This is a genomic window from Myxococcales bacterium (assembly GCA_016699535.1).
Taxonomy (GTDB): Bacteria; Myxococcota_A; Polyangia; order Polyangiales.
Genome location: CP064980.1, coordinates 2,876,888 through 2,899,384, shown reverse-complemented (window position 1 = coordinate 2,899,384; position 22,497 = coordinate 2,876,888). Strand labels below are relative to the sequence as shown.

Annotated in this window: 24 protein-coding genes, 1 tRNA gene and 1 pseudogene; 21 read left to right on the top strand and 5 right to left on the bottom strand. The window is 51.3% G+C overall.

Going from position 1 to position 22,497, the window contains the following annotated elements; genetic code table 11:
• Positions 1-47: 47 nt before the first annotated feature.
• Both IPJ88_13745 and IPJ88_13740 read right to left on the bottom strand, forming a co-directional pair.
• Entirely contained in the window at positions 48-578 is a 531-nt protein-coding gene (locus IPJ88_13745; protein QQR89259.1) for a D-alanyl-D-alanine carboxypeptidase, read from the bottom strand.
• Complete coding sequence (locus IPJ88_13740) at positions 535-1,503, bottom strand: D-alanyl-D-alanine carboxypeptidase (GenBank protein QQR89258.1); 969 nt, start codon at positions 1,501-1,503, stop codon at positions 535-537. The genes IPJ88_13745 and IPJ88_13740 overlap by 44 nt, the downstream gene beginning before the upstream one ends.
• Positions 1,504-1,527: 24 nt before the next feature.
• On the opposite strand from IPJ88_13740, the gene IPJ88_13735 reads away from it, so the two are divergent.
• A complete protein-coding gene (locus IPJ88_13735) occupies positions 1,528-2,001 on the top strand; it encodes a hypothetical protein (GenBank protein ID QQR89257.1) in 474 nt (157 codons plus the stop codon).
• 24 nt (positions 2,002-2,025) lie between these two features.
• Positions 2,026-3,009, top strand: a complete 984-nt coding sequence (locus IPJ88_13730; GenBank protein ID QQR89256.1) for an ABC transporter substrate-binding protein — start codon at positions 2,026-2,028, stop codon at positions 3,007-3,009.
• 90 nt (positions 3,010-3,099) lie between these two features.
• On the opposite strand, the gene IPJ88_13725 is transcribed toward IPJ88_13730, so the two are convergent.
• On the bottom strand, positions 3,100-3,675 hold the full coding sequence (locus IPJ88_13725; protein QQR89255.1) for a superoxide dismutase: 576 nt from the start codon (positions 3,673-3,675) through the stop codon (positions 3,100-3,102).
• A gap of 211 nt (positions 3,676-3,886) precedes the next feature.
• Here IPJ88_13725 and IPJ88_13720 point away from each other — a divergent pair, with 211 nt between their 5' ends.
• From IPJ88_13720 to IPJ88_13710, 3 genes are read left to right on the top strand one after another with little or no spacing between them, the layout of a single operon-like run.
• Positions 3,887-4,273: an HIT family protein gene (locus tag IPJ88_13720; protein ID QQR89254.1), complete on the top strand. Its 387-nt coding sequence runs from the start codon at positions 3,887-3,889 to the stop codon at positions 4,271-4,273.
• 47 nt (positions 4,274-4,320) lie between these two features.
• Positions 4,321-5,631 carry an HD domain-containing protein gene (locus IPJ88_13715; GenBank protein ID QQR89253.1) on the top strand — a complete coding sequence of 437 codons (1,311 nt, stop codon included), beginning with the start codon at positions 4,321-4,323 and terminating at the stop codon, positions 5,629-5,631.
• Positions 5,632-5,645: 14 nt separating this feature from the next.
• Entirely contained in the window at positions 5,646-6,698 is a 1,053-nt protein-coding gene (locus IPJ88_13710) for a hypothetical protein (GenBank protein ID QQR89252.1), read from the top strand.
• A gap of 1 nt (position 6,699) precedes the next feature.
• Here IPJ88_13710 and IPJ88_13705 read toward each other — a convergent pair.
• Positions 6,700-8,128, bottom strand: a pseudogene (locus IPJ88_13705) (sigma-54-dependent Fis family transcriptional regulator).
• 43 nt (positions 8,129-8,171) lie between these two features.
• Here IPJ88_13705 and IPJ88_13700 point away from each other — a divergent pair.
• The 16 genes from IPJ88_13700 to IPJ88_13625 all read left to right on the top strand — a co-directional run bounded on the left by IPJ88_13700 (position 8,172) and on the right by IPJ88_13625 (position 22,084).
• Complete coding sequence (locus IPJ88_13700) at positions 8,172-8,894, top strand: hypothetical protein (protein QQR89251.1); 723 nt, start codon at positions 8,172-8,174, stop codon at positions 8,892-8,894.
• A gap of 192 nt (positions 8,895-9,086) precedes the next feature.
• On the top strand, positions 9,087-9,914 hold the full coding sequence (locus IPJ88_13695) for a hypothetical protein (protein QQR89250.1): 828 nt from the start codon (positions 9,087-9,089) through the stop codon (positions 9,912-9,914).
• Positions 9,911-10,657 carry a hypothetical protein gene (locus tag IPJ88_13690; GenBank protein ID QQR89249.1) on the top strand — a complete coding sequence of 249 codons (747 nt, stop codon included), beginning with the start codon at positions 9,911-9,913 and terminating at the stop codon, positions 10,655-10,657. The genes IPJ88_13695 and IPJ88_13690 overlap by 4 nt, the downstream gene beginning before the upstream one ends.
• Positions 10,599-12,296 carry a tetratricopeptide repeat protein gene (locus tag IPJ88_13685; protein ID QQR89248.1) on the top strand — a complete coding sequence of 566 codons (1,698 nt, stop codon included), beginning with the start codon at positions 10,599-10,601 and terminating at the stop codon, positions 12,294-12,296. Before IPJ88_13690 ends, IPJ88_13685 begins: the two co-directional genes overlap by 59 nt.
• Positions 12,293-14,413, top strand: coding sequence for a tetratricopeptide repeat protein (locus tag IPJ88_13680; GenBank protein QQR89247.1), 2,121 nt, complete (start codon positions 12,293-12,295; stop codon positions 14,411-14,413). The genes IPJ88_13685 and IPJ88_13680 overlap by 4 nt, the downstream gene beginning before the upstream one ends.
• The gene (locus IPJ88_13675) at positions 14,407-15,075 is read left to right on the top strand and encodes a hypothetical protein (GenBank protein QQR89246.1); all 669 of its coding nucleotides are present in this window, start codon (positions 14,407-14,409) and stop codon (positions 15,073-15,075) included. The genes IPJ88_13680 and IPJ88_13675 overlap by 7 nt, the downstream gene beginning before the upstream one ends.
• A 109-nt stretch (positions 15,076-15,184) precedes the next feature.
• On the top strand, positions 15,185-16,009 hold the full coding sequence (locus tag IPJ88_13670) for a tetratricopeptide repeat protein (protein ID QQR89245.1): 825 nt from the start codon (positions 15,185-15,187) through the stop codon (positions 16,007-16,009).
• 2 nt (positions 16,010-16,011) lie between these two features.
• Positions 16,012-16,266, top strand: a complete 255-nt coding sequence (locus tag IPJ88_13665) for a hypothetical protein (GenBank protein ID QQR89244.1) — start codon at positions 16,012-16,014, stop codon at positions 16,264-16,266.
• The gene (locus IPJ88_13660) at positions 16,263-17,054 is read left to right on the top strand and encodes a tetratricopeptide repeat protein (GenBank protein ID QQR89243.1); all 792 of its coding nucleotides are present in this window, start codon (positions 16,263-16,265) and stop codon (positions 17,052-17,054) included. Before IPJ88_13665 ends, IPJ88_13660 begins: the two co-directional genes overlap by 4 nt.
• Positions 17,051-17,617: a tetratricopeptide repeat protein gene (locus tag IPJ88_13655; protein ID QQR89242.1), complete on the top strand. Its 567-nt coding sequence runs from the start codon at positions 17,051-17,053 to the stop codon at positions 17,615-17,617. Before IPJ88_13660 ends, IPJ88_13655 begins: the two co-directional genes overlap by 4 nt.
• Positions 17,607-17,864 (top strand): hypothetical protein, encoded by a 258-nt coding sequence (locus IPJ88_13650; GenBank protein QQR89241.1) that lies wholly within the window; start codon positions 17,607-17,609, stop codon positions 17,862-17,864. Before IPJ88_13655 ends, IPJ88_13650 begins: the two co-directional genes overlap by 11 nt.
• A 253-nt stretch (positions 17,865-18,117) precedes the next feature.
• A complete protein-coding gene (locus IPJ88_13645) occupies positions 18,118-18,297 on the top strand; it encodes a hypothetical protein (protein QQR89240.1) in 180 nt (59 codons plus the stop codon).
• A gap of 80 nt (positions 18,298-18,377) precedes the next feature.
• Positions 18,378-19,430: a hypothetical protein gene (locus IPJ88_13640; GenBank protein QQR89239.1), complete on the top strand. Its 1,053-nt coding sequence runs from the start codon at positions 18,378-18,380 to the stop codon at positions 19,428-19,430.
• Positions 19,418-19,849, top strand: a complete 432-nt coding sequence (locus tag IPJ88_13635; GenBank protein QQR89238.1) for an energy transducer TonB — start codon at positions 19,418-19,420, stop codon at positions 19,847-19,849. The genes IPJ88_13640 and IPJ88_13635 overlap by 13 nt, the downstream gene beginning before the upstream one ends.
• A 149-nt stretch (positions 19,850-19,998) precedes the next feature.
• Positions 19,999-20,553 (top strand): hypothetical protein, encoded by a 555-nt coding sequence (locus IPJ88_13630; protein QQR89237.1) that lies wholly within the window; start codon positions 19,999-20,001, stop codon positions 20,551-20,553.
• A gap of 238 nt (positions 20,554-20,791) precedes the next feature.
• Positions 20,792-22,084 carry a hypothetical protein gene (locus IPJ88_13625; protein ID QQR89236.1) on the top strand — a complete coding sequence of 431 codons (1,293 nt, stop codon included), beginning with the start codon at positions 20,792-20,794 and terminating at the stop codon, positions 22,082-22,084.
• Between the two features lie 323 nt (positions 22,085-22,407).
• Here the strand turns inward: IPJ88_13625 and IPJ88_13620 are convergent.
• Positions 22,408-22,479 (bottom strand) — tRNA-Val (locus IPJ88_13620).
• Positions 22,480-22,497 lie beyond the last annotated feature (18 nt).

Below are 22,497 nucleotides of genomic sequence, written 5' to 3'. Positions count from 1 at the left end.
TCGTAAACCCAGGCCGAAGATTTCGGAGTGAAACTGAACAGCCCGCTCTAGGGAGCGCCGAGCTGCTGTTTTGCTGCGAAGGCCGCCATGTGCCTAACGAGTCGATCGCTAAGCGAGCGAGCTGCTGCATAACGTCCCTTCACGTCGTTGATCAGAATACTAAATACCCAGGATGAATGGTTGTCCTCAAGAAAGATCACTCCGCTTAGTGCGACCGCATCAAACAAGGTGCCTGTTTTTGCGCGAAGACTAACTTTCGTCGGTAGGTTTTTCAGTCTTCGATAGAGCGTGCCATCTTCGCCAGCTCGGGAAAGTTGCGAGATGAATTCTGGCGAGAAGTTCGGTTGAGCTAGCGTCCGTTCAAGTGTCTGGCTAAGTGTACGCGGGCTGAGAAGATTGCCGCTAAAAAGCCCTGAGCCATTGATGAGTGTTTCTTTTTCTGGCGAACCCAGTAAGGAGCGCACCACGGCTAGACCTTTTTCGCTTGTTCCTGGCAATCCACCAACTTGCGCGCCGAGTACTTTGAGCAACATTTCAGCAGTGAAATTGCTGCTGTCTTTGCCAAGCGGATAAAGCAAAATCGAGAGCGGCGCCGAGCTTTTCTCCCAAAGAGTGGGGGTCTGAGGGGCGTGTTCCAAACAAGGGTATGGGATGCTTTACGCAAATGCCAAGCTGCCGGAGGCTTTCGATGAGTGTCCAGCCTGCAGCGAGACCGGGATGGTTGATGCGGCGTCGAAGAATCTGCTCCGATGCATGCGTGCCAACTTTTCCAGTGAGCTGGAGGCAAAGATAGTTGCCGCACGCGTGTTGCTTGCTTGTAATGTTAGCGCTTTTGCCAGGGCTTGAGACAAGTTGGTTGCTGATGCGAAGGTAGCCGGGAATCGAAACTTGAACTTTTGGTTGTTGCTCCAAGGTCGACGAAGGAGTGATTCGGATGCCATAAGCATTGGCATTGACCGAAACAGCGCCAACCGGTGCGCGAAAAGCAGCATCCTCGTTAGGTTGTTGATCAAAGGCCGGAGGCAAGGTCTCCGAGTCAAAGTACGACTGATCAAGGATAAGACGATCGATGTCCGTGATCCCTAATTGTCTTAGTGTAGAGCCTAAACTAAGAAAATCCTCAGTATCTAGGCTTGGGTCTCCCTCGCTTGCGAAAAACAATCCGCCCTCGATGCGCTGCTTGTGCACATGGCCATGGGCAGAGCTTCGTATTCTAAAACCAGGGCCCAATGCCTTCAAAAGCGCATGCGCGGTAAGGATTTTGACGTTCGAGGCAGGACTGAAGAGTTCTTGGTCACGATAGGCAAACAAGCTACGTCCGCTGGCGGCTTCCACGAGACTGACTCCTGTGCTTGCTGCGAGGCGAGATTCTCGGATAGTGTTTCGTAGCGTTGCTGCGAGGTCGGCGTCGTTTGCCGCGGCTTCGCTGTGCATGGCAACGCACAGCCACAGGCTAATGATAAGGTGGAAGTGAAATTGGTGTCGTCGATGCGTTTGATTCATCTTTTTGCGCTTTTCTTGTGTTGCATGAGTTGTAAAGATTCATCGCATCGAACACAAGATGCGCCAGCTTTTCGCATGCTTATTCCCACAGAGCTGCAGGAAATCGATCCGCGTTTTGTGGCGGATGCCTATAGCTTGAAAATCTCTCGCCTCGTTTTTGCCTCGCTTGTAAGCATCGATCCTTTTTCTCTTGAAGTCACAAATCAACTTGCGCAAAGCGTGCAAGTGCTAAGCCCTGTTCGCTATTTAGTCCGTTTGAAAAAAGGACTGCGTTTTAGTGATGGCTCAGCGTTAGATGCGCATGATGTCGTGGCTACCTTTGAAAGCATTGCCGACCCTCGGTTGCAAAGCAGGTACGCGCAAAGTTATCAGAATATACAAAGAATCGCAGTTGTCGATTCGCATGCGGTGATTTTTGAACTTAAAGAGGCTCATGCGCCTTTTCTGACGGATCTTGAGCTACCGGTTCTTTCAAGCCGCTACCGTGAAAGAAAATGAACCTGGCTGATTTTTCGTACAATCGTGGCTTCGGGGCCCTATCGAATTTGTCACAATCAACGACAGCGAATCTACCTATGCCGAAAGGAATTTTGGAATCTGTCGCAAAGCCTTCCGCAGAGCCTTGAGTTTGTTGTAGTGCGTGATGACAATACGCGCGCCTTGCGATTGCAGGCCGGCGTTGCGGATTTAGCGCTCAATACGATACCTCCGCTTCTCGTGCCCTTGTTTTCGAAGGATAAGCGCTTTGAGGTCAAGAGTAATAGCAGTGTGAGCACGACCTATTTAGGCCTGAATCTGCAAAGAAAAATCTTCAATGATCATCGCGTTCGGCAAGCAATCGCATACGGAATCGATCGTGCACTCCTCATCGAGACAAAATTTGGGGGGCGCGCATCTCTGGCAAAAAGTTTAATTCCGGCGGGACACTGGGCCCACAGCGATAGCTTGCCCGACTACGATTTCGACCCTGGTTTAGCTAGGCATTTGCTCGCGGAGGCGCTGCCGGATCAAAAAGAGCAACGCTTTTTACGGTTGCGTACCAGTACCGATCGCTTTCGCTTGTCCATCGCGCGCGCTGTTGCAGCGATGTTGGAGCGTGTGGGTTTTTCCGTTGAGGTCTGGCCCAGCGAAGCCCCAACCTTGTTTGACGATCTTGGCAAAGGACGTTTTGATCTTTGCATCTTAAGTATTCCCGAAGTGTTTGAACCGCACGTGCTAAGCTGGTTCTTCGATTCGTCGCGTATTCCCGAGACGGGTAACAGTGGCGCAAACCGTTGGCGATACCGAAACTCGATGGTGGATTCTCTGTTTAGGCAAGGCGTAGAAACCCCAGACCTTGAGGAGCGTCGAGCGATATATGTCCACATTCAGAAGTTATTGGCTCAGGATTTACCTGTTGTGCCGTTGTGGCATGAAGATAACGTAGCCGTGATCCGAAAAAAAGCCGGCGTGAAGTACAAGGTACCTCGCGACGGCCGTTTTTCATCACTGTTTTATCCCTGGTAAACACGTACTTGTTTGGCTAGTTCATCGCAGCGAGGACTTTTTTTGAGCTTTTCCTATCTTCGGTTTAGCTCTTAGCAAGCGCCGTAAAAACTACTTCAGGTTTTTAGACGCGAAATCCCAGTTGGCGAGTTTATCAAGGATAGTCTCGACAAATTTAGGTCGAGCATTGCGGTAGTCAATGTAGTAGGCGTGCTCCCATACATCGACAGTAAACAATGCCGTCTGGCCATGTTTCATTGGAAGGTCGGCGTTGGCGGTACTGGTGATTTTTAGTGCACCTTTGTCGGAAACAAGCCAAGCCCAACCCGGAACCAACAGCCGCTGCAACTCACTGAACTTTTTCTTGAAGGCATCAAAAGAGCCAAAGTCTCGATTGATGGCATCGAGCAAGGCGCCAGAAGGACTCCCTCCGCCGTTGGGGCTGAGACACTTCCAAAAGAAGCTATGGTTCCAGTGTTGAGCTGCGTTATTGAAGACGCCGCCTTCGGCTTTTTTGATAATGTCTTCCAGTGACTGATCGGCAAAAGAAGTGCCTTTGATGCCGTCGTTTAATTTTGAAACGTAAGCGGCATGATGTTTGCCGTAGTGAAACTCAAAAGTCTCAGCGCTCATGTAGGGCTCTAGCGCGTTTTTCTCGTAGGGAAGTTGGGGAAGTTCAAAACTCATTGCATTCTCCTTTGGTCTGGGCATATCGCGTGTTATCGCTAAGGTCAAAGCATGATGAACCGCGATCTTTTTTATGCTTTTAGGTCGCAGCCATATACGCCCGAGTTTATGGCCTAACAGATTCTGTTTTTCTTTGGAAGTCCAAAAACACTTGTGTTTTGCATGCGTTGCCCCTCTGTGCCTTGGGTTATGCTTGGTTTATAGTCCAAGCATGGCCGATACGGTGTTTGGAAAAATTATTCGCGGCGAACTGCCCTGTCACAAAGTTTACGAGGATGAACACGTTCTAGCTTTTCTTGATGTTTCACCCGTGAGTTATGGACACACGCTTGTGATTCCAAAGGAAGAGGTTGCCAGCTTGGGAGCGCTCTCAGACGCGGCCGGCGCTGCGATCGGCCGGGTCCTTCCTCGTTTATGCCGTGCGCTAGAACGGGTGACGGGTATCTCAAATTACAACGTGCTTCAAAACAACGGTAGCTTGGCACATCAAGCGGTGATGCATGTGCATTTTCATTTGATACCGAAACCCAGCGACGAGAAGGGGTTGGGTATTCGTTGGCCTGCTCAAAGACTGATTCAGCGGATGCTGAGAAATTGAAACAAGCTCTTGTTGACGATCTGAGCGAAAATGAAGCGAGCTAGATAGTGATTCTGCGTGATGCCGTGCATGGTCTGGTGGCGCTTGAAGGCGAAGCTGAGGCGTTGATTGAGAAGTTGCTCAGAACTCGCGAGGTTCAGCGATTGCGTCGCGTAAGGCAGCTTGGATTAGCTTCGCTCGTTTTTCCCGGAGCGGAGCATTCGCGGTTTTCGCATGCCCTCGGCGCAGCGCACGTGATGCTTAAGCTTCAAAAGCGCTTGGTTAAACTAGAGCCCCAACTCGAGTCCTCCATGCGGATGACGCGAGAAGACAAGCTGGATGCGCTTGCAGCGAGTTTTCTTCATGACCTAGGACATGGCCCTTTTTCCCATTTGTTTGAAGAGGTGCTGCCGCAGGTGGGTTGCCATGAGACATGGACGAGCCGCATCATTCTAGACGATCAAACGGACGTTTGTGGCGTGCTAAGAAACTGGGATAGCGGTATGCCCGAACGCGTTGTTGCCCTATTAAAGGGTCAGCATCGGTTGCCGTATTTATCCCATGCCATTAGCGGCACCTTGGATGTTGACCGGTGCGACTATCTACTCCGAGACAATCATACAACAGGTGTACGTTATGGATTGTATGATCTTGATTGGCTATTCCAGGCGCTGTGCTTTGCACAAGTCGAGTTTGGAGAAAAACCATGGGTGCTGGCGATTGAAGGGCGCAAGGGCTTGCCATCAATTGAAGGTTTTTTTGTTGCCAGGCACTTCATGTACCAGCAGGTCTATCATCACAAAGCGACGCGTGCTGCCGAAGCGCTCATTCGCGCAATCTTTGTGCGAGTTGGTGAGTTGCTTGTGGAGCCGGAAAAGCTTCCCGCTCTGCCAGCTGCGCTAAGAACAGGGGCCGGTGGGAAGACCATCGCGTTGGGTGACTATCTCGAGTTGGACGATTCGGTGCTCTTGGCGTGCTTTGCTCGATGGCAGCACGGTCCGGATAAAACTCTTGCAGAGTTGTGTGCCAATTTCCTTTCGAGAAAGCTTCCAAAAACAGCTGAGTTAGTGGGGGATGGTTTGAACGAGGCGCTTTGGGAGCAGGCTTATCAGCGCGCCAAAGCGGTGGTCGACAAAGCAGGTTTTCGTGCGGATTTGCATGTCTGGCTTGATGTTGCGCAAAACGCTCCCTACGCCGAGCCTGTGGGTGATAGCCCCGATGGCGTGTGGGTTTCGCTACGTGGTGGCGAGATGAAACGTTTAGGCGACATCTCGTTTTTGCTTGGGCAACTTCGAAACAAAGTAATCTATTGTCCTCGACTAATTTTTCCTGAAAACTTGCGCCCCCAAGTGCTTGCCGCCATAAAAGACTTTTTATAAGGAACTCAGTCGTTATGAAATGCCTGTTGAACACGTTGTTGTTGTTGCTCATCACATCGTTTGTCGGTGAATCTTTAGCTTTTGCAGAGAGTGAAACAGTGAGCCCAACAACCGATGATGAGGTGCTTGGTGTTCGGTTTTCTTTTGTGCCGGCGCCCAAAGACGAAACGCTGAGTAAAACGGAGCAGCATTATCGTTTTGTCGCTCAAGTTGAGCTCTCGGGATGGCCTGCTGCTGAAGTGGTTGCTGATCGACGCTTGCTGTCTTTGCTAATTACCCCTGAAGCTAAGAAACGTTCGCTTCGTTGCGTTCACCCCGAAGCTCCTCGCGGTATGCCGGATGCTGAACGCATCAAAACTGCATCAGCAGAAGGCCATGCTCCAGCATGGCGTGAATGGGTTGATTTGCGAATGTATTGCAATGGTCGCGCTCTAAAAGCATTGCAGGGCGGCGCAACGGTTCAAGCAGTGTATGGGTGGAAGAAAAAAAACAAATCAAAGTGGATTGCCCGCTCGACGGTGGATCCCGAGATCAAAATTATCGCGCTGGAATCTGAAAGCGTAACGCTTGGGAAAGAGCCTGAGCAAGAGAGTTCAGGCGCGGTAAAGCTGAGTTTGCGTAGCAGTGATCGGCGGGACAAAAGGGGGCTCTCTTTCCAGGTAGCGGTTTTTTCTCCCGAAAGCAGCGCTTACGTGTATTTGCGACCGGATTTGTATCGATTCTCGGTTAAGCGTGGAGAGCAAACAACGCTTTGCGGTCTCTATCAGACCATCGCAAATCCGATCCGAGACTTTTTTCAGAAACTCGGAGGCCGCAGGCGGATTGCAAAGTCTTTGGATGTCTCGCAAATGTGCCCTGAACTTTTTAATCAAGCAGGAATCTACGAAGTTAGTCCGATGCTGGATTTACCGTACGAAGGCGAGTCCTTTGGACTGAAAACATTTAATGGGAGTTTTCAAGGACCTGCCGCGGTGTTTCGCATTCGTCGAGGCGACGGTGAATATGTTGAGCAACTATTGAACGAAGCTGACTCTCAAAACGAAGCTTCTAAAGAAGATTCGGAGTGATCTAATTTTCGTTGTCGCTCGGGGCGGCGATGCCCTGTCGCTGAATGTCGTAGCTTCGCATCTTTTTATGTAAATTTGTCCGCTCTACACCAAGCGCAGAAGCTGCTTTGGAAATATTCCAATCGTACGCTTCAAGAGTGGCAAAGATATAGCGTCGCTCAGCGCTTTGACGAAACTCCCTCAAACTTGGCTGGACGATGCCGGTTCCCATATGCGGCATGATGGTGTTTGGGCTTGTGGAAGGATTGACGGCGTTTGCTGTGTGCTTGGACATCTCAAGCGGCGGCAAATCATCTAAGGTTATGGTTTCGCCACTCATAATCGCCATGCGCTCTACGACGTTTTTGAGTTCGCGAACGTTTCCCGGCCAACCCCTTGCTGCAAACGCAAGAGAACCTCGGGGGCAATAGGTTTTCCTTTAGCCCGCTTTCCGTTGCAAACTCGGAGAGAAAACTGGCAACAAGCAGAGGGATATCCTCCGGTCGTTCTCGCAAGGGTGGACTGTGCAAGGGCACAACATTTAGCCGAAAGTAGAGGTCCTCTCGAAACTTTCCTGTTGCAACGGCGTGTTGAAGGTCGCGGTGCGTTGCAGCAATCACTCTCACATCAACGATGATTGGTTTATCCGTTCCAACCCGCGTGATTTCGCCACTCTGCAATACACGTAGTACCTTGGCTTGCGCATCGAGGCTCATATCGCCTATTTCATCTAGGAAAATAGTTCCTTTATGTGCCGATTCAAAAAGACCTCGACGGCTTTGTTGCGCTCCGGTGAAGGCGCCTTTGGCATAACCAAACAACTCACTTTCAATGAGTTCCGAAGGAATGGCAGCGCAGTTAACCTTAATAAACGGAGCGGAGCTTCGTTGACTCAAACGATGGATGGCTCGTGCGATGAGTTCTTTGCCCGTTCCGCTTTCGCCCGTGATGAGGACGCGTCCATTGGTAGGCGCTACTTTTTCAATATGAGAGAAAAGCGTTTGTACGACGCTGCTTTGCCCCACCATTTCTTCGCGTTTAATGCGGCTCTGCTTCAAACGCTCAACTTCGCGTTCGAGTTCCAGTGTCTTTAACGCATTGCGTACACTGATAATAACGCGATCGCGATCAAGTGGTTTTTCAAAGAAATCAGTGGCCCCGAGCTTGACGGCTTCAACCGCTTCCTCAAGACCCGCATGCCCGGAGATCATCAATACCGGTAGCTTCTTGTAGGCAGGTTGCGCTCGAATCTGCTCGAGCATTTGTAACCCGTTCATGCCAGGAAGCCGAATATCGAGAATTACGACATCGATTGCTTCTTTTTTTAAAAGGCCGAGACCATCTTCAGCTGAAGCTGCTTCGGTCGTCTCGAAGCCTTCCCCTTCGAGCACCATGGAAAGTGTCCGCCGGATGTTTTTTTCGTCGTCGATGATTAAGATATGGGAGGGCATTGAGCTATCTTGTTCGTGGAGTTGACTATACCATGAGATCTCTATGTTGCCGGAAAACGCCGCTACAATCGAGGTGAACGAAGATCTTTCAAAAATTGCCCACTTGGCTGGGCAATGGCTGGAGCTTCCTGCTTTGGTCGATGAAGCGTACCACTTCCGTGGAGCGGTTGGCCTTTTGCATGAGTGGAGTCGCGATGGCCGACAGATCACCGCAATGGAATTGCAGTCGGGTGATTTTAGGAGTGCGGTGCACGGTGTAGGGCGGAGCCTTGCTCGGTCTGGGCTTTCCGAAACCAAGGCTGGGACACTCCTTGACGTTTTTGTCGAGCTTTTGCCCCTATCCCAGATGAGCAGCAAAGCGTGTTCGTTAATACGCGCTTTGTTTTGGGAGGGATTTTCCCGGGGGCACGAGGAACGTTGGCAAGAGCAGCAAAGCGATGTTTGGAAACGTGCCCAGATAATTCGAGAACTAGCCGACGGTGTCGTCGTGTTGTTTTTGTCCGGACACCTTGAGCCTGAGGCAATTAGTGATGTTGTCGAAGATCTAGGGCACCGGCTGCTGCGCAACGATACCCGTAAAATCGTAGTTGACCTGAAGCAGCTCGAGGATCCAAACCGCTACCGTGCTGCTGAAGCGTTCAGTGTGGATGCAACCGCTCGGGTTTTGGGGATCCCTTGTGTATTTTGTGGCGTGTCCCAGGGTTGGAAGAGCGCCGCACAAGAGGCCGGACTAATGGATTTATCGAAGTACGCTATGGCGTTTTAGACGCTTTGGCGTATGCTGCGCAAGCTGCCTCTAGGCACGGAGGGGGCACAATATTTTCCAGGCTTTTGAAGCGCTTAGCCACCATTGTCCGGTGACGAACGCGTTGACCCCTTGGATCGCATTGGTATAAGCTCCCCCTGCCGATGCGGGGAATGAGTAGATATGGAAAATCGCAGGCCTAGGGGAAAAACTATGTGTAAAAAAGCGGCCTTCTTTTTAGGCTTTGCACTGATAGCTGGCGTCCACACCGTGGCGCTAGCACAAACGCAAGATGAAGCGAATCCAGCTAAAACTGGGCAAAACGATCTCCCAGAAAAAAGCGCCGCTGAAGAGCAGGGTGCCGAAGATAGCGGAAAGTCAGATGCTTCAAGTGAATCCACCCCAGCATCGACGCAGGGAGGCGTCCCAAGTGAGCCTGCCGTGCAAAGCGCAGATGCTCCTGAAGAACCCAATAAAATGAGCGCTGGCACCTATGCTGTAAGGCTTCGCGACCTCGAACAGCGCATCAATGAGCTTAAGGAGCAAATCTTTCGTTCAAAAGCTCGACTTTCGCTACTTGCCGAAACAGTGCTTCAGGGTGTTGTTGCGGGCTCGCAGTCCGTCATCGTGCACGAAAATCGCATGTCATCGTCTTATCAGCTTGTTAAAGCAGTGTATTCGCTGGATGGCGCCCCTATTTTCAACAAAGCCGACGAAGAAGGCGGCCTTGGCGATAAAGAAAAGTTCGAAATCTATCACGGAAGCATTGTTCCTGGGGAGCATACGCTTACCGTAAATCTCGAGTACCGCGGGCATGGTTTTGGTATCTTTTCGTACCTAAAAGGTTATCGCTTTAAAGTGCGATCCACTCATACGTTCACAGCGCCTGAGGGCAAAGCGGTGACGGTTCGTATCGTGGCTTACGAGAAAGGGGGCCCCACAGCACCACTTGAGGATAGGCCAGCCATACGCTTTGTAGAACGCATCGCTTCGGCGCGATTAGGAACCGACGGCACGACCGGAGCCAAAGGAGGCGAATGATGCCAATCCGGCAGCCCCATCGTTGGCTGCTCGTTGCTTTGCTCGGTTTGCTCTTGGCTGCCAAGACGACTGAAGTCAAAGCCGAGGATCTCGATGCCGTTCAACGGGAGCTCATTGATATTGAGGGGCGAGCACGTACTATTTCCCAAGGGGTGAATCGTGCCAAACCTCCGCAAGGACCCACCTATGTCGAAGAGCGCTTAGCCGACGGAGAACTGTTCTACCGTCTAAAAGACTACAGTCGCTCGAGCATAATTTTTGCCGATATTGTAGATCACTATCCCAACCATGCTGCGTATCCAGATGCCTTGATGCTTTTGGGTGAGTCGCTCTACATGTCTGGCGATTTATACGGTGCCCGAGCACAATTTCGAGCCTTGCTTGATCGCGGCCAGGAGCCAGCTTTTCGCTCGTATACTCAGCGCGCACTTTCAAGGCTTATCGAAGTTGCTTTGCGAACACGCGATTTCTCAGGTGTAGAGCCTTACCTTGAGCGCTTGCAGCAAATTCCATCCGCTTCTCTTCAGGCCGCAACAGCATACGCAAAAGCAAAGTATTTTTATCATCGGGCCATCAACCGTGATCTTTCCTCTTCTGCAGAAGATTTTGACAGAGAAGTTCTGCTCGAAAACAAAGACGAACTAGCGATTGCAGAGCAAGCGTTTTCTGCCGTGAAATCCGACAGTGAATACTGGCTTGCCGCATCGTATTTTTTGGGGGTCATCCATACCCCTGCGCGGTGAATTCGATAAAGCGATTGCGGCTTTTGCTAAAGTTGTCAAAAGCAAAGCACGGGATTCAAAACAGGAAGAAATTCGCGCTTTAGCGTTTTTGGGACTCGGCCGTCTTTACTATGAGAAGCAATCTTACCAGCAAGCCATAAAGGCTTATCAAAGTGTGGATCGCAATTCGTTGCATTTTGATTCCGCTTTGTATGAAATTGCATGGGTGCACATTAGTCTTGGCGACTCAATTCGTGCGGAACGTTCATTGGAAGTGCTGGCCATGGCATCGCCTGAAAGTCGGTTTATACCGGATGCGAAAGTGTTGAGAGCCAACCTTCTGTTGCGCAACGGTCAATTCGATCAGGCTACCGAAGGTTTTGAAAACGTGGCTAATTTGATGGCTCCTATCAACACGCGTTTAGCGGAGGTCGTCAAAAACCATGAGGACATGCACACTTACTTTAAAGGATTAGTGCAAAACAGTGATGAGCTGTTCGACCTCTATGCCTTTGTCCCCCAAGAGGCATTACAATGGGCGGAGCCAGCGGAAAACATGACCCACGCGATGGCTCTTACCGAGGACATGGGCGAGACGCGAAAAGCGTTACGCGAACTGGATCAACTTGCGGCACGCGTGCAACAAGCATTGCAGGCTCAAAATCGAGTTAACCTTTTTACTGATTTACGTTTGAGGAGTGAACAAGCAACGTTGCTGCAAAATCGTTTGGCCGTAGCGCGAGACCGTCTGATCTCGTCTCAAGAGGGGAAGGGGTCGGGAAATGCCGAACTCCTGCAAATACGGTCAGAACGCAAAAAACTTGATGCGCTCCTTCGTGATTTACCTAAATCAAGTGAAGAGATTGCTGCTCGAGATTCTCGTGTGCAGGAACGCTACAATGCGCTGTTCCGGGAAATGAAAACGTTGGAAGTTGAATTGCTTGGCGTGGATGCTCGCATTGTTGCTCTTGAGAAGTTTTCAAAAGACCATCCCGAGCTTAGTGCGAGTTCGGATTCTGGACAGCAAAATGCGCTTATTGCAGAAGTCAATCGGCAAAAAGATGCTGCGCAGCGCTATCGACAAGAAATTGAGCAGCTGCGATTAGTTACCGAACAAGCCAAACTGCGTATCGGTGTGGGTGATGAACTCTACCGTCGCGACCAGGAGTTGCGAGAACGTTACTCGGAGCTTGTGCGACGCGAAAGTCAGCTACTGGCATCCATTGCTAGAAACTACGATCCACGTGTAATTAATATGCTGTCCCAAGCGGAAAATGTTGAAAAAACACTCAAAGATAGCCAGCAGCTTCTTGAAGACTCGGCTTCTGAGCGTGCCGTAACGATGCTTCGCGAGTTGGATGAAGAGCTTACGAAACTTGCGGGATATAAACAGCAGGTCGATGTCCTTGCGCTTGAAAGCGAAGATGTGATTGCCGATGTAGCAATCGCGGACTTTGAACGCTTGCGTACGCGTTACTACCAGCTGGCCGTCAAAGCTGAGGTCGGTCGCGTCGATGTGGCTTGGGCAAGACGTGAAGAGCACCGCACCCGTATCGAAGCGCTTTCAAAGGACCGCGCACGCGAGCTGCAGGCGCTTGATGATGAGTTTCAGGAAGTTATGGACGAAAAGAGCTTTGCAGAAGCCGAGGGGGATCAGTGACACGCTCTTGGCTTGCAAAATCCATCATTTTCTGGATGTTCTTTTCGTTGCTGAGCGATCAGAGCTTTGCGCAACCCACGCAAGGTACGGATGCAGAAGAGCAAACTGCAACAGACGGTGCTGAGGGAGCAGGGGCAAAAGACACTGCCAATGCTGAGTCCGAAAATGACTCAGGCAAAGAGCCTGCTGCATCGACACCCACAGAGGACGCCGGCGACATTCCGGATTTCTTAAGAACGGATAGTGAAGCGCCTTCGTTTTTAAAGATACAAGATGTCAGAATCAAAGACGAGCGCCCTGAGCCCACAGCAGCTCAGGTCAAAGCGTTGCTCGAAATGGAAGCTGAAGTTGAGCGCTTTTCCAAAACAGGAACTGGGTACCAGCAGAGCGTAGGTGAAGTGCTTCGGCGGGACTATTTACGTCAGCGTCGGGATCGCGATGAAGCTTATGCCCATAGAATAAAGGAAGAAGAGCTTCGGGAGGACAAGGCGCGCGACAACGCGATTGTGTTGTTCGAAAAGTTCATTGCCAAATTTCCTAACGACTCACGTTACACGGCGGATGCCATGTTTCGTTTGGGCGAATTGTACTACGAACGAAGCGCTATTCGTTTTCAAGCTGCGCTTGATGCCGCTACCGAGGAACGTGAAAAGCGTCTCGCTGAAAATCAGCCTACTGATGACATCCTTGATCCGGAAAAAGATTTCACGGACACGATTCGCCTCTATCAGAAACTCATTCAACGTTTTCCGGAGTACAAACGAATCGCCGGTGTCTATTACCTCGTTGGCTATTGCCTAAACGAAGAGGGCAAAGTGGACGAAGCCCGACTTGCTTGGCTTAGTCTCGTTTGTCACAACCACTATGACTACCATCGCGATCTACCGGTTCCTGACCTAAGCGTTGATGACACGAAAAAGACAGAAGAAGAAAAGCACCCAGCTCTTGCGCTGGACGAGCCTGATCCCTTAGCCACCGTTTTTGAGGATCCCTACGGTAGCTGTGTGCCTGTCGTTGAGGAATCAGAGTTTTACACAGAAACATGGCTGCGTATTGGCGAATACCATTTCGACTATGATTATAAAGAGCATGCTCTAAGCCGAGCTATTAGCGCGTATCGGAAAATCCTCGCTTTCCCTCAAGACCGTGTTTACAACTTGGCACTCTACAAGCTCGCATGGTCGTATTACCGAGCGAGCCGTTATCCAGAGTCGATTAGGCATTTTGCAATGCTAGTTCAGTGGTCCGATGACGAGAAAAAGCGTACCGGACGAGCAGGTACCGAACTTCGGTCTGAAGCCATTCAATACCTTGGTATCGCTTTTGCGTACGACGATTGGAACGAAAACCAAATTCCGGATCCAAGCGAAGGCCAAAGCACTGGATTGCAGAGGATACAGGACCCATCGCTACTTCCCCAGGACAGAGAATGGACGCCGGAGGTCTATTTTCAGCTAGGTTTTGTCTATTTCGATGAAGCGAAGTATCCACAAGCAATTGAAGCATGGCAGATCGCGCTAGAGCGCTTTCCAAATCATCATCGTGCACCTGAGATTCAAAACCAAATCTCACTTGCATACAGCCAGCACAATGAGATGGGCAAGGCGCTCGATGCCAAGGCGGTGATTGGAGAGAAATACCAAGAGGGTTCCGATTGGTGGAATGCAAACATGGAGTATCCTCGAGAGCAAAGGCTAGCCGAGGAGCTTGCCCAAGATGCGCTCATTGGAGCTGCGGTGCAGCACCACCAGCAAGCACAGAGCCTAAGGCGTCGTTGTGTCCAAGATCGCATGCCAGAACTCTGCCGTGAAGCGCAGCTGGAATATAGCAACGCAGCGAGTGCCTACAAACTTTACATCGAAAAGAATCCAAACAGTCCACAGGCATATGAGTTGCAGTACAATCTCGCAGAAGCACTGTACTGGTCTGAGCAATATGAAGAAGCTGCTGTGGCTTACGCGGCCGTGCGCGACTCAAACCTGGATGACAAGCATTTGTCCGAATCGGCAAGGCGCGTCGTCGAGTCGTTCAAACGCATTGCGGACCTGCAGCAAGAAGATGGTGCCTTGAAGTTCGGAGCGAGGCTCCTGCACCGGAAGGTGTGCCTCCTGTGGTAAAGCCGATTCGTATGCCGACTGCTTTGGAGCGGTTGGCTCAGGCCCGCGAAGTCTATCTAAGCCGCGTGGATGAAAGCCATGACACTGAAAATGTGCGTGAATCCTACGATTACAACAACGCGTTGCTTCTTTATCTCTACGGCTATTGGCCTCAAGCAAAGAGTCGCTTTGCGCGGATATTTGAGCAGCATTGCGCCGGCGTCGAAGCAAATGAAACCGGGCGTGTGGCTTGGTTTAACTTGAACAACATGGCTGTTGCAATGAACGAAACAGAAGAAGTTGAGCGTTTGTCTCGCAATCTTCAGGAACGCCAATGCACCTTTGCAAGTGGAGCGGTGGCAGGAGCGCCCATCGACTGTAGCAAAGAAGAGAACAAAGACGAGCCGCAGTGTGTTGCGACCGTTCAGCTTAGCAATATTCGCTACCAAAAAGCTGTGCAAATCTTTGATGACGCCGAAAAGAGTTCCGGTGATGAACAACGTAAGCTGTTTGAAAAAGCTGCAGCCTTGTTGGTCGAAGCGGTCAATGACGAGCCGGAACATCCGCAAGCCCCACTTGCTTTGGAAAAGCCGTCGCACTTGAGCGAACCAGCCGTTTTGAGTCAGCTGCGCGCTTGTATGCTCGCATTATCGATGAGGTCGGACCTCGCGAAGCAAAGATGACGAAGAGCAAGAGCGGCTTGACGCGATTCTTGCCAACGCTTATTTCCGATTGGCTTTCAATGCCAACCGCTTCTTCGATTACGACCGAGCTGTTGAAAGTTACCGAGCGTTGGCAGACTCGAAACGCTTTGCGGAATCCAGTGATCCGGGAATGCCGGAGCGGCGTGAAAACGCCTTGATCAACGCTGCGCATATCTTGGAATATCAGCAAGACTACGCAAAAGCAGCGCAGTATTACGCGCGCGCAGCAGAAACAACGAGCAACGAAGAGGATAGACGCGCCGCTTACTATCGCGTTGCAGAAATGGCCTTTAAGCGTGAGTTGTGGCCTAAAGCCATTGCCGAAATGAAGAGCTTTATCAAACGCTATCAAAGCGATCCTGCGGCGGGCGAGGTGATTGTGCAGGCCTATTGGCGAATCGCTCAGGCACGCGCGAAGCTCAAGGTGCCGCAGCGCGATTACCATGCTGCGCTGCAAGACGTGGTTGCGGCTTATGCTCGCTCTGGTCAGAGCAAAGGATCTTTGGCAGCCGAATACGCAGCTGAGAGTAAGTTTATTTTGGTTGATGCCGAAAGCGGTCAGTTTGAGGACTTTGCCATCAAACCTGGTATCCCCAAGACCCTCGACGCTTATGTCAAAACGGTAATGGACCAAATCAACAAGGGTTCGGTCGAAGCAAAGGCGGCTGCAGAGGGCTACAATCCCATCCCCGCTTACGGAAGGCCGAAATGGTCTATCGCAGCCTTTGTCCGACAGGGTCGTGTCTATGAGGTACTGGCACGAGCGGTGCTCAATACGCCTTTTGCGATGCCCGCGGATTTGAAAAAGCAACTCAAAAAGTCGATGAATACCAGCGAGAGGAAATTCGCATTCAAGTTGAAGACCGCATTCGGCAGGTGCTTGACCAGCAAGTCAGACCTATCGAATGTTTAGCGGTGGCACGTTATGCGCTTGCGGCTCGTGCGGCTCGTGCCGGAAGCATGGATTCTGAATACACGCAATCTGCAATCGATCGTCTGCAAGCTTACGGTGATGAACGAATATCGGAGTGCGTAGCGCAAGCTGCTGCTCAGGATTCTACCTTTGGAGCTTACCAGCCAGGGGAGTTTACTCGTTCACCAAGAGGGCAAAACCTTTCACTTAAGAAAGGTGTCTCACCACCCCCTGTCATGACGGAGGTGACTCCATGATGAAACTTAGTTCTCTGTTATTGCTCGCTTTGAGTTTGCTTTATTCGGCATGCGGCGGTTCTGCTGCAAACGCTTCGGCTTCTGCAAATACCAATGGCGATACCTCAACGTCAGGTGGTGAAAACCCAGACGGCGGAGGCAGCGGTCTCATTACTAACGACGAGAGCGGTGCTCCTTGGCGTTCAGGTACCGTGGACGGTACCGAAAGCGTATCGGAAATGGGTGAGGCCCTTCCTGAACGCAAGGCCATGAACTCAGGAGCTGCCTCGGCTTTTACTCGTGGCCTTGGTGAGATGCAAAACGGCAACGATAGCGCTGCTGCGGCATCTTTTTCGAGTGCGCTCGAAAAAGATTCAGGGGCCTACCAAGCAGCCTATTTGCTTGGTGTGCGTTCGGACCGGAACGGCGATAGCAATCGGGCCATGAGCTATTACATGCAAGCCTTACGCATTCAACCGGACTATGAACTTGCGGCTCAGGGCGTCATGGCTATTTATCTGCGTCGGGGCGATAATTCGGCAGCCATTGCTTTTGCCCAGCCCCTGGCTACGAAATACAAGCGCAACCTGCGTCTGCAAGCGGTCTACGGCAATGGTCTCGTGTATGCAAATCGCCTCGATGAAGCCGAAGTGGTTGCGCGGGAAGCGTTACGTAAAGATGAGCGCTACGTTCCGGCGATGCTTGTGCTCGTTCGCTCAAGCATCAACCGGGGACGCACTGAGCTTGCCGAATCGATTCTCGATCAAGCCTTGTCGATCGCGCCGAACAATGCCGAAGCGCTATTTTGAGAGCCGAACTTTACAGCTCGCAGGAACGTCTCGCCGATGCAATGCAGCACTATCGCAAGGCTATTGAGCAGCGACCTGATTATATTCAAGCACACATCGAACTAGGGGTTCGGCTTCTGGCGGGTGGAAACTACGCTGAAGCTTTGACGCATTTGGAGCAAGCGAACGCTTTAAGTCCACCTCGTGCTGAGATTTACCTCAATCTGGGCGATGCCTATCGAGCGAACAAACAGTGGCAAAAGGCTATTGATTTCCTTGGCCGAGCGCTTCAGCTCGACAGCGAGCTTGAAGAAGCGCATTATAATTTAGGATTGCTTTACATGAGTGTTGGCACGGAGCTTCCGAACATGAACGAACTTCAAGTCTTGGAAAAAGCCGTTAAAGAATTTGGTAGTTATCGGTCAATGAAGGGCGGGCAACTACGCCGCGATGATCCGTCGACTGCCTATCTCGAAGATCTAAATCGTCAAATCGAAAGAGCCAAGCGACGCATAGAGCGTGAAGCGCGAAACAAAGCTCAGCCAGCTGCAGAGCCTGCAAAAGAGGGTAGCGATGCGCAATAGTGCAAAGAAGATGTTCACGGTTTGGCTGCTCCTGTTTTGTTTTGTGGGAGCTCCTTTGGCCTTTGCGCAAAAGGGCCGTTCAAAGCCACGTGTGATCCAGCTGGAGGAGATCAAGATTGAAGGCCGCGTTCAGAAACCAAACGCCTTTTACATTTTGAACCGTTCCAACATCGGATACGAAGTGCTCGACCTAAAAACCAGTTTCGTTCGTGAAGTGGTTCGTAGCGTTGACAAGCAGCCCTTTTAGCAGTGACCCCGTCGTTTGATTCCCCGCTGGTTGTGCTGGTGTTTGTCGTGCAAATAGCGTTGCTAGTTTACGTAACCTGGGTGTCCCGCCGGGCCAAACAGATCGTAAGGTATACACATAGAGCGACAGAGAGCAGCAGTGTTGGGGCGCCGCTGCATGACTTTCAGTTTCAGAGCAAAGAGTTGCTTTACAGTCTTAGGGTGCTCGGCAGCATGGCATTGTCTATCGGTTTTTGGCTGTCGTCCTGGGTATCGTGCATACGCTAAACCCGGAAGGCGGCGGGCTTGTCCGCCTGCAAGCTGGTCTGTTTCAACGTAAGATGTTGGTCGTGCTTGGCTGGCATATCGGACTTGCCCTTAGCACGGCTTTTTTTGCGTCGTGGATGCGTCGTCGCTTGCAGATCGAAGTGAAGCGTACAGAGGCCCACATTTAGCTACAAATTGAAGAAGAGTTAGCAGACCCTGCCCGACCTGTGATAGTGTTGGTGCGAAAATCTGGGGACGAAATTAACGTATGAACACACCTGAAAATCAACAGCGTTTAGGCCGTGAACGAAACATGCCCGGTGCCATGACCATGGCCATGGCTGCCGCTCAAATCAAACCAAGTGGACCCAAGGTTCTTCGTATTGGTGTGATTCAGGGTGGCAAGATCATTGAAGAACGTGTGCTTCGAAAAAGGGAGACTGTTTCAGTCGGCAGTTCAGAGCGTGCGACTTTCGTGCTTCAGTCACCTTCACTGCCTCCGAAGTTTGATCTCTTCCAACTCGTGGGTAACGATTATATCTTGAATTTTACAGCGGACATGCGTGGTCGTGTGGGGTTACCTGCCGGAGTCAAAGAGCTTGCAGAACTGCGCAGCACGGGTGCGGCACGAAGTGCAGGCGACTATTGGCAAGTTAAGCTAACGGATAGCTCGCGCGGCAAAGTAGTAATTGGTGATACCACCTTGCTGTTTCAGTTCGTTAGTCCGCCTCCGGTACAGCCGCGGCCACAACTTCCGGCAGCAGCTCGTGGCGGTATGGTTAAAGGGATCGACTGGGTCTTTACCGCCTTTGTCTTGTTTTCCTTCATGAGTCATTTTGGTTTTGTCGTTTACCTCGAAAGTGCGGACTGGCCGATCGATACGGGTATGGAATACGATCCAAATTCGTTGGCGGCTCGAATGATTTTCGAAACCCCTCCTGAGCCCGAAGAAGAAAAGCCTGAAGAGACAGGTGATACGGGCGAGGCCGAAGAGCAGCAAGCTGAGCAAAGGCCTAAGCAGGGTCCTAAAGCTGCTGATGAAGGCGGTGGCGGTAAGTCAGAATCAGCGGAAGCTGCCGCTGAAGCTCAAGCCAGAATCGTTGAAGAGACTGCACAGGCTGCGGAGCAACTTTTGCTCGGAGCGCTTAGTTCAGCCGACGGTGGCGGTGCGCTTGCGGATGTGTTGCGAGGTGGTGGCCGGTGGGCAACGCTGAAGACATCATGGCTCAAGCAGCGGGTGTTGACGTTGCACAAGGCGGGGCCGGCGGAACACTGCGAACGCGCGCTGGCGGCGGCAAAGGCAGTGGCGTGGGCGGCTTAGGATCGCTTGCCAAGGCCGGCGGCGCTGATGCGACTAAGCAGCAGGGCGAGGGCGGTGCGATCGTCGAGCGAAAAATTAAAGGCAGCGCAAATGTCGGCGGCGGTGGCGATGTTGGCGGTAGCGGAGATTTCGATTCTTCCCTGGTCGTGAAAATGATTCGACAGCGACTTGGAGCCATTAAAGCCTGCTACGAGCGTGAGCTGAAACGCAATCCGTCCTTAAGTGGAAAAGTGACTGTTGAATTTACGATTCAGCAGAGCGGTAGTGTTTCCGGAGCGAAATCCGTGGAAAACTCGACCGGAGATGCAGCTGTAGCCGGTTGTGTGGTCAGTGCCGTACAACGGTTTCGCTTTAACCCAGGGCCCGAAGGTGGAAGTGTAACCTTCCGTTATCCTTTCGTTTTCGAGCCACAGAACTGAGTGCTCCCGTCCCTAAATCTGAGTTGGGTTTTGGTAGGGCTGTAAAATAGCTTAGTATAGTTGGAAAGCTTTCGTCCTGTAGGAATTTGAGCTATATTAATTAAGTAAGTTTGACAACGGGCCGCCGTAGCGAACAGTATAGGGTTATTATGATTAAGCTTTCGGGATCGTTAGTAGTTATCAGCGTGATTGCGTTTTTGGGTTTTGCCCAAGCACAGGAAGATACGACGCAGCAGACCCCGGCGCCAGCACCAGCTGCAACGGACAACTCTGCGATTAACCAAGGAAACCAGGTTGTATCTCAGGGCCAGAGCTTAGCGCGCCGGATAGCTAACATGTTGGACGAAGCTCGGCGAGAGGGCGATGTGATTCGCGCGACTTGTCTAGATGACAAGTTGACGCAGGCGAATGTCAACACGCGCAATGCTGAACAACGGCTCTCGGCCCTTCAGGAGGCCGTAAGTACCCAGGATAATGAACGTCAAAAACACGAACTCACCGTATTGAGTGTGCTTTCAAGCAAATTGGGCGTGTTAGACCAAGAAGCTGCCCAGTGTCTTGGCCAAGACTTGTTTGAGACTGGCGAAACGAAGGTTGTAACGACAATCGATCCGAATACACCTCAGGAAAATTCGTCTATTGCACCTCCTCCTTCAATGCCCGTTGTTCCGGCCGTTCCACCTCCAAGCAGCCCTACAAACTAGGTTTTACGGTGATGGGAAGCTACATTTGTCCCTCGAAGCGCTCGAAACGCAGTGGCAAAATGGCGACAAGTTTGGCGAAGTGACGGAAAATTCTACATTAATATCGATTTCTAACCTGAGATTTGATAATAAAGGGAAAATGGGTAGTTCGGCCTCGTAGTGGAGGACGCCGAGGGTTATGTTTAACGGAACACATCGACTTTTTTTCTTAGCTAGCTTGTTACTGGGTTTTGTTACCATGCCACTCGAGGCAGTGGCGCAGGACTGGTTAGGTTCGTGGAATGAAACTCCCGGCTGGCTCGATGATCGTGAACGCAGTGAGGGTCGTGGTTTTCGGGCAGGTGATTTAGAGCTTCATCCTGGGCTCGGTGTGGAAGGCGGTTGGGACTCCAACATTTATTTCTCAGAGAGCTCTCCGGTAGACAGTGCGCTTTTGCGTGTCTCGCCACATCTACTGGTCTCGACAATCGGCGCGGACCGACTAGAGGAATCAGGAAACAAAGAGTTGCCCTCGATTATATTCAAGGGCGGGGTCAACGGCGCATTTTATCATTATTTCGAAAATAACACGCGCGACAATATGTCGGCCGGCGCGACCATGGATCTTACCCTCAATCCCGGGCGAATTTTCTCGGTCGATTTCCATGAGCGCTTTTTGCGCAGTATTCGTCCATTCACCCAAGCCATTAACAGCGCCAGCCCATACAACTTTGCTCGAGATCGCAACAACGTTGGTGTTGATGCAATCCTAAGTAGCAGAGGTGGCGTGCTCACGGGGCGTTTGGGTTACGATTTCGGTTTTGATTATTTTGAAGAGCAACTCTTTCGTTTCGGCACCAATCTTCGTCACGATATCCATGGAAGTATGAGTTGGAGCTTTTTGCCGCACACTTCTATCGTGTACGAGGCTTCGTTGGACATTCAGGACTACACGGACGCAAATTCGGGGGCGGCCACGACTCTGCTAAGCGATAACCAGCGCTTTAGAACGCGGTTGGGCTTGAATGGCGCGCTCACGCAACGCCTGTCATTTTCAATTTTTGGCGGTTATTCTGTAGGTTTTTATGAAGTTGCTGAGGAGTTCAATTCGCTGATTGCTCAAGCTGAGTTGCGCTACAAGCTTTTTGAAAACGTTAAACTGACTCTCGGTTACGACCGCGAGTATTACAGTTCGTTCCTGGGCAACTTCTATCGAAGCGATCGCGGCTATTTCAACGTCAATACGATTGTTGCAGGTCGTCTGATGCTTGGCCTTCAGGCCGATCTGGCCTACTTGGACTATGGCCAGGCCCTGGCTCCTGATGGCTCCTTCGTGGGTGACTCTCCTGACCGTAAGGATGTCCGTGCATCGGGTAAGCTCTTTGCCGAGTATCGCGTCAAAGACTGGTGGGCTTTTAGCGGGTCGCTTGCTTACCTCGGGACCTTCACTGATTTCCGTTACGTCGTCGATCAAGGCACCACAGGGACCTTTCTCGACCCAGCCAGGTTTAGTAAGTTTGAGGCTTGGCTAGGTACGCGCGTCTTTTTCTAGCATCGATGTATCTGGCCAGTCCCTAATGCCTTCGAGCACTTTTCCCGAGGTTTTCGTATATTCGGCTTACGTCCTCGGACTTCGTCTAACAAACGGGCTCACGCGGCGCTAGCGCCCGCTCGTCAGGTATCGATGTACCATCCTCCTCAGTCCTGTGAGAGTGTCTGGGGCGGAGTTCCAGCGAAGCGAACTCCGGGGGCCCTAGACCTGCGGAGAATCTACGAAAACCTCGAAAAAAGAACTGTCTTCTAGCTTCGCCCGCGTGTTCGTAGACTTTTTTGCTAACTGCAGGCTTTTATCACCGACTGACTGTTTACTATCGGTGGGCGGGGTGGGGATTGAACCCACGACATTCGGCTTGTAAGGCCGACGCTCTACCACTGAGCTACCCGCCCCTAAGGGCTATTTATTTT

Excerpts from the sequence above, each read along its gene's own strand:
- IPJ88_13740 (QQR89258.1), bottom strand. The coding sequence starts at position 1,503 with ATGAATCAAACGCATCGACGACACCAATTTCACTTCCACCTTATCATT.
- IPJ88_13735 (QQR89257.1), top strand. The coding sequence starts at position 1,528 with ATGAGTTGTAAAGATTCATCGCATCGAACACAAGATGCGCCAGCTTTT.
- IPJ88_13725 (QQR89255.1), bottom strand. The coding sequence starts at position 3,675 with ATGAGTTTTGAACTTCCCCAACTTCCCTACGAGAAAAACGCGCTAGAG.
- IPJ88_13720 (QQR89254.1), top strand. The coding sequence starts at position 3,887 with ATGGCCGATACGGTGTTTGGAAAAATTATTCGCGGCGAACTGCCCTGT.
- IPJ88_13710 (QQR89252.1), top strand. The coding sequence starts at position 5,646 with ATGAAATGCCTGTTGAACACGTTGTTGTTGTTGCTCATCACATCGTTT.
- IPJ88_13700 (QQR89251.1), top strand. The coding sequence starts at position 8,172 with ATGTTGCCGGAAAACGCCGCTACAATCGAGGTGAACGAAGATCTTTCA.
- IPJ88_13695 (QQR89250.1), top strand. The coding sequence starts at position 9,087 with ATGTGTAAAAAAGCGGCCTTCTTTTTAGGCTTTGCACTGATAGCTGGC.
- IPJ88_13690 (QQR89249.1), top strand. The coding sequence starts at position 9,911 with ATGATGCCAATCCGGCAGCCCCATCGTTGGCTGCTCGTTGCTTTGCTC.
- IPJ88_13660 (QQR89243.1), top strand. The coding sequence starts at position 16,263 with ATGATGAAACTTAGTTCTCTGTTATTGCTCGCTTTGAGTTTGCTTTAT.
- IPJ88_13650 (QQR89241.1), top strand. The coding sequence starts at position 17,607 with ATGCGCAATAGTGCAAAGAAGATGTTCACGGTTTGGCTGCTCCTGTTT.
- IPJ88_13640 (QQR89239.1), top strand. The coding sequence starts at position 18,378 with ATGAACACACCTGAAAATCAACAGCGTTTAGGCCGTGAACGAAACATG.
- IPJ88_13630 (QQR89237.1), top strand. The coding sequence starts at position 19,999 with ATGATTAAGCTTTCGGGATCGTTAGTAGTTATCAGCGTGATTGCGTTT.
- IPJ88_13625 (QQR89236.1), top strand. The coding sequence starts at position 20,792 with ATGCCACTCGAGGCAGTGGCGCAGGACTGGTTAGGTTCGTGGAATGAA.